Annotated in this window: 7 protein-coding genes; all 7 read right to left on the bottom strand. The window is 54.1% G+C overall.

Annotation, left to right across the window (positions count from 1 at the left end):
- Positions 1-90: 90 nt before the first annotated feature.
- Positions 91-1032, bottom strand: coding sequence for a SapC family protein (locus ABIE61_RS08130; protein WP_354408382.1), 942 nt, complete (start codon positions 1030-1032; stop codon positions 91-93).
- 199 nt (positions 1033-1231) lie between these two features.
- Positions 1232-2665: a glutamate synthase small subunit GltD family protein gene (locus tag ABIE61_RS08125; RefSeq protein WP_354408379.1), complete on the bottom strand. Its 1434-nt coding sequence runs from the start codon at positions 2663-2665 to the stop codon at positions 1232-1234.
- A 61-nt stretch (positions 2666-2726) separates the two neighbouring features.
- Positions 2727-7181, bottom strand: a complete 4455-nt coding sequence (gltB, locus tag ABIE61_RS08120) for a glutamate synthase large subunit (RefSeq protein ID WP_354408377.1) — start codon at positions 7179-7181, stop codon at positions 2727-2729.
- Positions 7182-7413: 232 nt separating this feature from the next.
- Positions 7414-8898 carry an SPOR domain-containing protein gene (locus ABIE61_RS08115; protein WP_354408375.1) on the bottom strand — a complete coding sequence of 495 codons (1485 nt, stop codon included), beginning with the start codon at positions 8896-8898 and terminating at the stop codon, positions 7414-7416.
- Between the two features lie 14 nt (positions 8899-8912).
- A complete protein-coding gene (aroB, locus tag ABIE61_RS08110) occupies positions 8913-10004 on the bottom strand; it encodes a 3-dehydroquinate synthase (RefSeq protein ID WP_206836928.1) in 1092 nt (363 codons plus the stop codon).
- Between the two features lie 27 nt (positions 10005-10031).
- Positions 10032-10556 carry a shikimate kinase AroK gene (aroK, locus tag ABIE61_RS08105; RefSeq protein WP_354408372.1) on the bottom strand — a complete coding sequence of 175 codons (525 nt, stop codon included), beginning with the start codon at positions 10554-10556 and terminating at the stop codon, positions 10032-10034.
- Positions 10557-10574: 18 nt separating this feature from the next.
- The gene (locus ABIE61_RS08100) at positions 10575-12704 is read right to left on the bottom strand and encodes a type IV pilus secretin PilQ (RefSeq protein ID WP_354408369.1); all 2130 of its coding nucleotides are present in this window, start codon (positions 12702-12704) and stop codon (positions 10575-10577) included.
- Positions 12705-12709 lie beyond the last annotated feature (5 nt).

Here is a 12709-nt window from a genome sequence, read left to right as displayed (position 1 = left end):
AGAGGTTAATGCCCGCAAACATGGCAAATCCGTTGCACCTGAAGCATGCTACTGTGCGCGTAGGGAATATAAACTTCAATATTTGTTAAGTCAGCACCACTTTTTTATCGTGGCGACAGTGCGGTTTAAGCTGTCAGCAAGCGGCTCAAGGCAATCATGTTTTTCAGCCTGCTGCGAAAGTGTAGCTCTTGCTTGCCGAATGGGTTCACTTCTTTTGCGACTGCGCAGATCATCTTCGCTGATGTCATACTGGTCACACACTCGGCTGATCAGGTCATCGACCGTTACCGTTGAGGGTTTCACCGTTTCGACAACTGCCGAATCGGGTTGTACCTGAGGCTGCGCTTTTGGCTCAACTTTTGTTTGGGCCGGCTGGAGATGCTTAATAACTGAGCGCTTGTGTATCTCAAGCAAGGCTTTCAAGTCAGCGGATATTGTCTTGCTGCTGTTCGGTGCATGAGCAGCCGTCCACAAAGTGACACTCCGCGTCTGCCCACCTCCGGCAAAGTTGAGTTTAAGCGGTTTGATAACCTCAAGCTCTTTAAGCTCTTGCATCAGTTTTGCCGTTGCGGCAAAAGAATTCTGAACAGGCTTTATTGCCTGTATTATTTGATTCAGCCTTTGTGTCGGCTTACCCCGTGAGGTGATCAGCTTTTCACCGTCAGCCGCAAAATGAGGTGCATCAGGGTATAGTGTCAAACGATTGTTTTTGCCGTCGTTCGTCCAGCCAAACGGGTAAAGTCGTATCACATCAGGCAACACTCCCTGCCATCGACCTGATGTGTCCAAAGCGCTTTTCTGATGGCTTCTCATCAACATACACAGAGAGGGAGTGCCGTCATCTGAACACGAAAACAGTATGGGGTAGTCTTGTGCGACTTGAGAAGCCTCGTCAGCATGTATTGGCAGATACAACAAACCAGCCGCAAAGCTATAGTTTTGGGTCGGCAGGAACTTCAGATGTTTGTGTCGCTCCAGCGACAGGACTTCTGCCCGTGCAGCGTTGCGCTGGATTGCTTTTGGCGTATTCAATGTCTGCTCTCTCTGCTTCAATGACTACACTGTTCAACTTGTCAAGTTTACAGATAGCCATTAAGCGAGTCCAGCGCACATAAAAACCCCAAGCTGCTGCTAAGACATACAGCTTATATCAGTTAGCAAAAACCGGATGCCATCACAGCATCCGGTTTTTATACACTAACCACCCGATATCGAGTGGCAGGACAGGCAATCAGACTTCCAGGAAGTCCAGAATACCTTCGGCGGCCTTGCGGCCTTCATCAATCGCGGTCACGACCAGGTCAGAACCTCGCACCATGTCACCACCGGCGAACACCTTGGCATTGCTGGTCTGGAATGCGAAGCGACCCACTTCCTGCGGCTGAGCCACTGTTTTGATACGACCGTCTTCGTGCAGATCAATACTGAAGTCCGCAAACCAGGGCGCCGGGCTCGGACGGAAACCGAAGGCAACCAGCACAGCATCAGCAGGCAGGACTTCTTCAGAGCCCGGTACCACTTCAGCGCGGCGACGACCGTTTTCGTCAGGCTCACCCATCTGGGTTGCCACAACTTTAACGCCTACAACCTTGCCGTTTTCGCCCACGACTTCAACCGGCTGACGGTTGAACAGGAACTTGACGCCCTCTTCGCGCGCATTTTCCACTTCGCGCTTGGAGCCCGGCATGTTCTCTTCGTCACGACGGTAGGCGCAGATGACCGATTCGGCACCCTGGCGGATAGAGGTACGGTTACAGTCCATGGCGGTATCACCACCACCCAGCACAACCACTTTCTGACCCTTGACGCTAATGTATTCAGACGGGTCCTGCTCATAGCCAAGGCAGTGATTCACATTGGAGATCAGGAACGGCAGCGCGTCATGCACACCGTCCAGATCCTCACCGGGGAAACCGCCTTTCATGTAGGTGTAGGTGCCCATACCCATGAAAACAGCGTCGTACTCATCCATCAGCTGCTGCATGGTCACGTCCTTCCCTACCTCGGTGTTGAGGCGGAACTCGACACCCATCTCTTCAAAGATCTGGCGGCGACGGCTCATGACACTTTTTTCCAGCTTGAACTCTGGAATGCCGAAGGTCAGCAGGCCGCCAATCTCGGGGTAGCGGTCAAACACGACCGGCTTAACGCCGTTACGGACCAGAACGTCGGCACAGCCAATACCGGCAGGGCCTGCACCGATCACGGCAACCTTCTTGTCGGTCCACTCGACATTGGACATGTCAGGTTTCCAGCCCATGGCGAAGGCGGTATCGGTGATGTATTTTTCTACCGAGCCGATTGTGACGGCACCAAAGCCGTCATTCAGCGTACAGGCACCTTCACACAGGCGGTCCTGCGGACATACACGACCACACACTTCCGGCAGCGAGTTGGTCTGATGACTCAACTCTACCGCTTCCATGATGTTCCCCTCGGTCACCAGCTTCAGCCAGTTGGGGATAAAGTTGTGCACCGGGCACTTCCATTCACAATAGGGGTTGCCACACTCCAGGCAGCGGTGCGCCTGGGAAGAGGCATCCTTGGGCTGGAACGGTTCATAAATCTCGGCAAACTGCTGTTTGCGAATACCGGCCGGCACTTTTTCCGGCCCCTGACGGCCAACGTCAATAAACTGAAAATCGTTCTTCAGACGGTCAGTCATTTTACCACCTCGTCCGATACCCGCCGCAGGGGCAGGTACCGCAGTTAGTCTTTCTCTGTGCTTACTCGGGACGCACACGCACTGTGTTCAGGAGATCATTCAGACTTGCAGCCTTGGGCTTGATCAGCCAGAACTTGCCGCAATAGTCATAGAAGTTATCCAGAATCTCCTGACCCCAGGCACTGCCGGTTTCGGCCGTGAACTCCTCAATCACCGAGCGCAGGTGGTTCTTGTAGGACTCCATCTGCTCGGTCGCAATGCGGTGGATATCCACCAGTTCATGGTTGTACTTGTCGACAAAGGTGTTATCGCGGTCCAGTACATACGCAAAGCCACCGGTCATACCGGCACCGAAGTTGTAACCGGTCTCGCCCAGTACTGTCACCATTCCCCCGGTCATGTACTCACAGCAGTGATCACCGGCACCTTCAATGACGGCATGGCAACCGGAGTTACGTACCCCGAAGCGCTCACCGGCACGGCCGGCCGCAAACAGCTTGCCGCCCGTTGCACCATAGAGACAGGTGTTGCCGAGAATGGCGGTATCCTGGGACTTGAACGTTGCTTCAGCAAACGGACGTACCACCACCTTGCCACCGGCCATGCCCTTGCCGACATAGTCGTTGGCATCGCCTTCCAGCAGCAGATGCTGGCCACCAGCGTTCCAGACGCCGAAGGACTGGCCGGCATGACCACGGAAGCGGAACACGACCGGCTTGTCTTCCATACCCAGATTGCTGTGATGACGCGCAATCAAACCAGATGTGCGCGCACCAACGGAGCGATCACAGTTGGTAATTTCAAGCTCCCATTCGCCACCGGACTTGCTCTCGATCGCGGCCTGCGCCAACTCCAGCATGCGGGTATTCAGGCTACCCGGATCGTAAGGCTCGTTACGCGCCTGCTGGCAGGTATGCGGATACTCTGCCGGTACACCGGCCGTGCCGATGATAGGTTCCAGATCCAGATGATTCTGCTTGTCGGTTACACCCGGCAGAATTTCCAGCAGGTCAACACGGCCGATCAGTTCGTCAAAGCTGCGTACGCCAATCTGAGCCATCAGCTGACGGGTCTCTTCCGCCACAAAGCGGAAGAAGTTTTTCACCATTTCAACGGTACCGCGGAAATGCTCATCACGCAGATCCTTACGCTGAGTGGCAACACCTGTCGCACAGTTGTTCAGGTGGCAGATACGCAGGTATTTGCAGCCCAGTGCAACCATCGGCATGGTACCGAAGCCGAAGCTCTCCGCACCCAAAATGGCTGCCTTGATCACGTCCAGACCGGTTTTCAGACCACCGTCTGTCTGCAGGCGAATCTTGCCACGCAGGTGGTTGGCACGCAGTGCCTGATGCGCATCGGCCAGACCCAGCTCCCAGGGGGAGCCCGCATAGTGGATGGAGGTCAGCGGAGATGCCGCCGTACCGCCGTCATAACCGGAGATGGTGATCAGATCCGCATAGGCCTTGGCCACACCGCAGGCGATGGTGCCAACACCCGGACGGGAGACCAGCTTGACGGAAACCAGCCCTTCCGGGTTGATCTGCTTCAGATCGAAGATCAGCTGTGCCAGGTCCTCGATCGAGTAGATATCATGGTGCGGAGGCGGTGAAATCAGCGTCACACCCGGCACGGAGTAGCGCAGGCGCGCGATCAAGGCATTCACCTTGCCGCCCGGCAGCTGGCCACCTTCACCCGGTTTGGCACCCTGGGCCACCTTGATCTGCATGACATCAGCGCTCATCAGATACTCCGGTGTAACACCGAAACGACCGGATGCAACCTGCTTGATCTTGGAGCGCTTGTTGGTGCCATGGCGGGCAGGGTCTTCACCACCTTCACCGGAGTTGGAGCGACCGCCCAGCTCGTTCATTGCCACCGCCAGCGCTTCATGCGCTTCCGGCGACAGCGCGCCGAGAGACATGGCGGCGCTGTCAAAGCGCGGGAAAATGTTTTCGATCGGCTCAACCTGATCCAGCGGGATGGGTTTCAGGCCTTTCTTCAGGCCCAACAGGTCACGCAGGGTCGCAACACCACGCTGATTCACCAGCTCGGCGTAACGCGCATAAGCATGTTTGTCACCGGTGGTAACCGCTTCATGAATGGTTTTGACCACATCCGGGTTGTAGGCATGGTACTCAGCGCCATGCACATACTTGAGCAGACCACCCTGCTGAATCGGCTTGCGTGCACTCCAGGCCTCCTGCGCCAACAGCGCCTGCTCCTGCTGGAAGTGCGTAAAGCGGGCGCCTTCGATACGGCTGCACACACCACGGAAGCAGAGATCGACCACTTCACTGGACAGGCCAACGGCTTCAAACAGCTGAGCGCCACGGTAGGAAGCAATGGTGGAGATACCCATCTTGGACAGGATCTTCAACAGGCCCTTGTTAATGCCCTTGCGGTAGTTCTCGTGCGCCTGCAGTGGCTCCAGCGGCAGCTCACCGGTGCGGCAGAGATCGTTCAGCACGCGGTAGGCCAGGTACGGATATACCGCCGTTGCACCGAAGCCGAACAGCACGGCAAAGTGATGCGGGTCGCGTGCGGTACCGGTCTCAACAATCAGGTTGGTTTCGCAACGCAGGCCTTTTTCAACCAGATGGTGATGCACGGCACCGGTTGCCATGGCGGCATGGATCGGCAGTTTGCCGCGCTGCAGATAGGCATCGGTCAGCACCAGCAGTGTCACACCGTTGCGAGCAGCATCTTCGGCCTTGGCACACAGGTCACGCAGCGCCTGTTCCAGCCCGATCTCAGGGTCATACTGCAGATCCAGGTCAAGCGAGTCGAAGCCATCCAGCTTGCATTTGCGCATGAACTGGAACTTGCTCGCCGACAGCACCGGGGTCGTCAAAATCAGGCGACGCGCATGCTCAGGCGTTTCTTCGAACACGTTCTGCTCGGCACCTATACAGGTTTCCAGCGACATCACGATCGCCTCACGCAGAGGGTCGATCGGCGGGTTGGTTACCTGAGCAAACTGCTGACGGAAGTAGTCATAGGGTGAACGAATACGGCTGGACAGCACTGCCATCGGCTTGTCGTCGCCCATGGAGCCAACTGCTTCCATCCCGGTCTCACCCAGTGGGCGCAGGATCTGGTCACGCTCTTCAAAGGTGACCTGATACATCTTCATATGCTGCTTGGTTTCTTCCGGCGACATTTCGCGGAACGATTGCGACTCCTCCTGGAAGCTCATGGTCTGTTCCAGGCGAATCGCATTGTCCTTCAGCCACTGCTTGTAGGGCTGCCCGGACTTCAGCTTGTTGTCCACATCCTTGGTGTGCAGCACTTCACCGGTCTGGGTATCAATTGACAGGATCTGACCCGGCCCGACACGGCCCTGTGCCACAATATCTTCCGGCTTGTAGTCGAACACACCGATTTCAGATGCCGTGCAGATGTAGCCATCGCGGGTCATAACCCAGCGTGACGGACGCAGACCGTTACGATCCAGCATGCACACCGCATAGCGACCATCGGTCATGACCATACCGGCCGGACCATCCCAGGGCTCCATGTGCATGGAGTGGAAGTCATAGAAGGCACGCAGGTCGGAGTCCATGGTTTCAACATTCTGCCAGGCTGGCGGAACGATCATGCGCACGGCACGGTACAGATCCATACCCCCTACCAGCAAGAACTCCAGCATATTATCCATACTGGACGAGTCGGAGCCTGTGGTATTGACGATCGGCTGCAGCTCTTCAATATTCGGCAGCATTTCGGTCGAGAACTTGGTACGGCGCGCACGGGCCCAGTTACGGTTGCCATCAATGGTATTGATTTCACCGTTGTGTGCCAGGAACCGGAACGGCTGTGCCAGCGGCCAGCGTGGTGCGGTGTTGGTTGAGAAACGCTGGTGGTAAGTACAGATAGCCGTTTCGAGGCGCGGGTCGTTCAAGTCCTGATAGAACACCGGCAGGTCGACCGGCATCATCAGCCCTTTATAGGAAAGCACCTTGTCAGACAGGCTGCAGATGTAAAAATCGGGATCATCGGAAAGCGCGATTTCAGCCTTGCGACGTGCAGTAAAAAGACTGATTGCGAATTCACGCGGGCTTTTGCCGTTGGGATGAATAAAAATTTGTTCGATCTGGGGAAGGGTATCTTTAGCGATAGGACCAAGACAGCTGTCATTGGTGGGGACTTGTCTCCAGCTCAACACTTGCAACCCTTCGGCCTGCAGCGCTGAGCCAAGTTGCTCGCGGGCTACAGACGCCTGCTGCGCCTCAGGAGACAGAAAGACCATCCCCACTGCATAGTGTTCGCCCAGCTCGACGCCCAGCTCTTCGGCAGCAACGGTTCGCAGGAAACCGTCCGGTTTCTGCATCAGCAATCCACAGCCGTCCCCGGTCTTGCCATCAGCAGCAATACCTCCGCGGTGTGTCATGCACGCCAGTGCCTGGATCGCCTTGTCCAACAGATCATGGCTGGCCTGACCCTGCATATGGGCCATCAGGCCGAAACCACAGTTATCCTTGAACTCCCCGTGGCGATAAAGACCTTTATTCATACGCCGACCTCGCTAAAACTCTTTTAAATCAAGAAGTTATCTAACTTCCTTTCTCCCGCTGATCAAATTGTGGGCAAAAAGGGGAAGCAATTCTACCTATGGAAGAGGTCGGACTCAAGAAAATTGTTGCCAATATTGCACCATGATAGTGCAAAACAGCAAAAATAGTTGCATTATGCGCCCTATATTAGGGCACATATAATTACAGCCAGGATACCCCCTTGCTGCAGAATTACTTTTTGCGGATATCCGCCTTTACCCCGGCAATCGAGCGTGCCCAAGGGCGGAGTTTACGCAGGGATTCGGGCAAACCTGCCACTGCGTTGGTTGCCGCCGCCCGGTCAGCGTACTGACCATACACAACCACATGCCAGGGGGCACCCTTGAAAATAGTCTGGAAATAATAGAACCGCTGTGGCTGCTCTTGCGCCTGAATAAAGTCTCTGACGCTGGTTTCTGAACGCGCACCCATGACCTGAAGGGTGTAGCCCTGCTCCGGCCAGCCAAGCAGTTCTTCTTCTCTCAACCATTGCTGGGCCACACCACCTGTTTCGGCCACGATTTGTGGTTTTGGCTCTGGCTTGGGTTCCGGTTTTGGTTCTGGTTTTGGCTCTGGCTTGGGTTCCGGTTTTGGATCTGGCTTGGGCTCCGGTTTTGGCTCTGGCCTGGGCTCCGTCAGAGCCGGGGGCTCGGATACAGCCGATCCATCCGAGACAACACTTACATCAGTTCCACCTTGTTCTGCATCGATTGCCGCAACTTGGCTTTCAGGGCCAACTGCTGTAACTGATTCAGTGTTTTCTGATGCTCGATCTGGCGCAGCGGGTGACGGGTACTCCTGAGCATTCTCAAGTCGCGGCTGAGGCTCCGGCCTTACAGGCAGGGGAAGCGTAATTCTCTCCGCCACCACTGGAGTACTATCCTCATCAGGAAGGTACTGCCAGACAGCGACACCAAACACCAGTAGAAGCACCAGAATGGCCGCACTGATATGCCTGGGCGGCAGAAGCAGCCGGTTGTTGCTGCCTGGAGACTTCAAACGGCCGCTACGCAGCAGCTCAATTACCTGCTCACGCAACCTCCCGGGGTACCCTTGCGAGCGCTCAATCAGCGCTGCAAACTGTCGCTTCCCCAGATCAGTGCCGTCATCAGGTAACAGGGACTCGACAAAATCAGCCGACTCATCCGGGGTGAACGGTTCAAGCCTTTCCACATGCAGGTGGCTTTCCAGCTGTTCAGCCAACCCGAGCCCCCGAAAACGCTCTTCAAACTCTGTAGTACCGGTCAGCAGAACTCGCGGCGGAACCCCTTTTTCAAAGGTAGCAAAGTTCACCAGCAGCTCAAGAGCGTTATTGGTCAGAAAATCGGCATCATCTATCAACAGGATCAACGCCAAACCATCTTCACGCAGTTGGCGCGCCAACACATGCATCTGTTTCAGGCGCTGTCGATTATCAGCTGCAGATTCAAAGTCGAGAGCACCCGTCAACTGTTGCAGCAGACTGGTCACATCAGTTGTTTCATCAAGCTGCAGCCTGACGGCACGCCCCAAAGTCCTGTTATCATCAGGCACAAGCTGTTCAAGCAAGGCTGATTTACCAACACCGTTTTCACCAATAATCAACATGACAAAATCGGAGAAGCGCACCAGGTGTTGCAGCTTATCCCTCTGCTGCAGGCGAGATTCCGGTTCATAGTAATGGGTCGGGATACTCATGACGTCCTGTCCTGTTATCCGATCCGCCCCAGTGACTGGCCACAGATCAGAGTTTGTTCAAGTTTGTTCGCAGCAAAGTCAGCCGTTACGACACCCTGTCCAAGCTGCTGCAACAGAACAAGACGCAAGTTTCCATCAATCACCTTTTTGTCCACCGCCATCAGCTCTATAAATCGCTCACAGCTCATCGTTTCGGGTGGTGCGACAGGCAACCCTGCCGCTATCAGAAGGCGTTCGACACGGGCAAGCTCTGCTTCGCCTATCCAACCCTCTCGGGCTGAAAGGTTGGCGGCCATCAGCATCCCGGCCCCAACCGCTTCACCGTGTAACCAATTACCGTACCCTTGGTCGGTTTCGATGGCATGGCCGAAGGTGTGCCCGAGATTCAGCAGCGCCCTGATACCTGACTCTCGCTCATCCTGCGCTACAATCTCAGCCTTGATTTCACATGAGCGATAGATGGCGTACGCGAGCGCTTCAGGATCACGTGCTCGCAGCGCCGGCATGGCGGACTCCAACCAATCGAGAAATTTGGCATCATGAATCAAACCGTACTTGATCACTTCCGCCAGACCGGCAGACAGTTCACGCTCCGGTAGACTGCCAAGTACATCTGTCGCCGCCAATACAGCCTGAGGCTGATGAAAAGCTCCGATCATGTTCTTGCCAAGTGGATGATTTACGCCTGTCTTGCCACCAACAGACGAGTCGACCTGCGACAGCAATGTCGTAGGCACCTGGATAAAATTCACGCCTCGCTGGTAACTCGCCGCCGCAAAACCGGTCATATCACCCACAACACCACCGCCCAACGCAACCAGCGTAGTTGTTCGGTTATGCCGTTTTTCGAGCAACGCATCAAAGATTAGATTGACATGCTGCAGATCCTTGTATGCTTCACCATCCGGCAGGATTACGCTATCCACCTGTTTACCCGGAAACTGCTGCAACAGCGCGTCAAGATAGAGCGGAGCAACAGTCTCATTGCTGACCACCATCACCTGGCGGCCGTTGACATACGGTAGCAGCAGGTTTTGCTGCAACAGACCCTGGCCGATAAAAATGGGATAACTGCGGACGCCAAGATCGACCGTCAATGTCTGCATGAGAACAGTCTCCGGAAACAGAGTGAATCAGATTTTTTTCAGCGGCTGCTGTCGCTTCAGGAAACGAATAATATCATTTACCACGCCACGTGGGTGACGTCGATCAGTACGAATCAATAGATCGCAGCAGTCCCTGTAAAGCGGGTCACGCTGTTCAATCAGTTGCTCCAGTACAGCTCGCGGGTTTTCTGTCTGCAAAAGAGGACGATTGCGGTCTTTTGCAGTACGCTCCAGTTGCTGCTCAATTGATGTCTGCAAGTAAACGACAGTACCTCTGCCTTGCAGGTTCCGTCGGTTAGCCTCACGCAAGACAGCACCACCACCGGTTGCCAGAATGATGTCATCTAACTGGGTCAGTTCATCAATGGCAGTTTCTTCACGTTGACGAAAGCCCTCTTCGCCTTCGACATCGAAAATCCACGGGATATTGGTTCCGGAGCGCGTCTCTATTTCACGGTCAGAATCGTGAAATTCCAACCCAAGCTCTTGAGAAAGCAAACGCCCTATGGTGCTTTTGCCAGCACCCATAGGGCCAATAAGGAAAACGTTCAAATTTTTACAACTCTGTTCTTATCGTCTGAGCGACTCTCGGATCATCTCGGGAGTAATAAAGATCAAGAGTTCGCGCTTTTCAGCATTGTTCGAGCGGGTTTTGAATAGATTACCAATGACTGGAATATCACCCAGCACTGGGGTCTTCGAAACATTGTTTCTTGATTCAGTCTCAAGAATACCTCCGAGCACCAGTGTTTCGCCATCGCCAACAACAACTGTGGTAGACAGCTCCTGCTTGTTGATGATGATGTTATCAAACAAAGTGCCACCTAAAGAGTCCTTATTAATCAGAATATCCATGGAGATTTTCCCACCAGGAATAATTTGAGGGGTAACTTCCAATTTAAGCACAACATCCTTGTACTCAATCGAAACAGTGCCATCCTCTGTTTTCTGAACAGGAACCTCTTGACCCGCCTGAATGATGGCTGTTTTGCCATTCGTTGTCAGCACTTTCGGCTGAGACAGGATATCAACCTTATTGTCAGTCTGAAGAGCGGACAACTCTGCCGACAACAGTAATGAATTGTTAATAAACCCAATAGCTATCGAAGATTGCGGTGTCACCCCCATATCTACCATCAGATTACCAGGAATAGTATCTGTCGAGTCGACAAAAGGTGTTGAAGGTGCGTTTGGTGACCCACCTATCTTCCACTGATGGTTATCACCGCCGCCGACAACACCAGCCCCCCACCGGATACCCAACTCCTTGGTATTGTTCACCTCTGCTGTTACGAGCCTCGCTTGTACCATAATTTGCTCAATTTCAACATCAAACCGCTTAATGGTACGCCTTATTTGCTCCATCTGCTTCGCAGTGTCGCGGATCATCAGAAGACTGGTTTCATCATCTGCAACAACGAACCCCCTTTCAGATATCAGTTGCGCTTCTGTTAAACGCTCCCGAATTTCAGAGGCCTTGCGATAGTCGATCTGGATAAAATCAGTCACTAAGGGTGCGAGTTCTTTCTCCTGCTGCTGGCTCTGCATTTCCAACGCTTCACGCTCAGAAATCTCAGACGCAGTACCCACAAGCAATACATTACCTGCCTCACGCTTATCCAAACCTTTGGTTTTCAGCACAATATCCAGCGCCTGATCCCAAGGCACGTTTTTCAAACGCAGCGTGATACTTCCTTGAACATTATCGCTGACCACCAGGTTCTTCTCGGCGACTTCGGCAATGATCTGAAGCACCGTGCGAACTTCAACATTTTGGAAGTTCAGGTCGATTTTCTCGCCGGTATAGGGGAACAAATTTCGCTGCTCATCCTGCTCCTGACGGGTAAGAGGCTTGAAATCCACAACCAGCTGGTTACCACTCTGATATGCCATATAATCATAGGGCTCAGCCGAAGGCTTGATCAGGATAGTGGCATTTTCGCCCTTCACCATCGAGTCGATGAACAACACTGGTGTAGCAAAGTCCTGTACATCCAGGCGCTGCTCAAGTGCATCAGACAGCCCTGCACCCAGCAGATTTATAACGACATTATTACCCTCTTCAACGATATCAAGGCCAGACTGAGAGTCTGTTAAATCAATAGTCACTCGACCACGATTGCCATCGATGCGCTGAAAGTCGATGCCCCGGACTCGGGTGCGATCATCTGCTGCTGCCGGCATGCGGGCCCCTTCATGCGGCACAGCTGCTGGCGCTGCAGTAATTACTGGCGCACTGGTTCCGCGTACGATATCTGCACTCTGACCACCCAGTTCAATAAACAGACTGTTGTTTTCGGTATAGGTTTTGTAGCTGGCAGAACCCGTCAGGTTGGTAACGATGCGCAGGCGCCCGTTGGCTTCTGCAAAGTGCAGGCTGTCAACATCACCTGATTTGACAGAGAGCATCTTGCGTGCCATTTCATTACGTGCGCCCCAGAAGTCCATCACTAGCCGTGGAGGGCTCTCGATCATGTAGGCCTTGGGTACCGGTGGCGGAACATCAAAATCGAGCCGTACTTCTACCTTTTTACCGGGCAGAGAGACGAAGGAGGCACTCTTCAGTGCTGCATCCTGGGCCTCTGCCGTACGCCCAATGAGGGCCAGCGCCAGCACACTCAGCAGGAGCCAGAAACAAGCCTGGCGTCCGGTCTGCATCCGGTGGTTTTCGGTCCGTCTGTATGTATTCACGGTCTGCATCCTTA

The organism is Marinobacterium sp. MBR-111, from assembly GCF_040547585.1.
GTDB classification, from domain to species: Bacteria; Pseudomonadota; Gammaproteobacteria; order Pseudomonadales; family Balneatricaceae; genus Marinobacterium; species Marinobacterium iners.
This window is presented reverse-complemented; position numbering and strand designations above follow the sequence as displayed.

Excerpts from the sequence above, each read along its gene's own strand:
- ABIE61_RS08125 (WP_354408379.1), bottom strand. The coding sequence starts at position 2,665 with ATGACTGACCGTCTGAAGAACGATTTTCAGTTTATTGACGTTGGCCGT.
- gltB (WP_354408377.1), bottom strand. The coding sequence starts at position 7,181 with ATGAATAAAGGTCTTTATCGCCACGGGGAGTTCAAGGATAACTGTGGT.
- ABIE61_RS08115 (WP_354408375.1), bottom strand. The coding sequence starts at position 8,898 with ATGAGTATCCCGACCCATTACTATGAACCGGAATCTCGCCTGCAGCAG.
- aroB (WP_206836928.1), bottom strand. The coding sequence starts at position 10,004 with ATGCAGACATTGACGGTCGATCTTGGCGTCCGCAGTTATCCCATTTTT.
- ABIE61_RS08100 (WP_354408369.1), bottom strand. The coding sequence starts at position 12,704 with ATGCAGACCGTGAATACATACAGACGGACCGAAAACCACCGGATGCAG.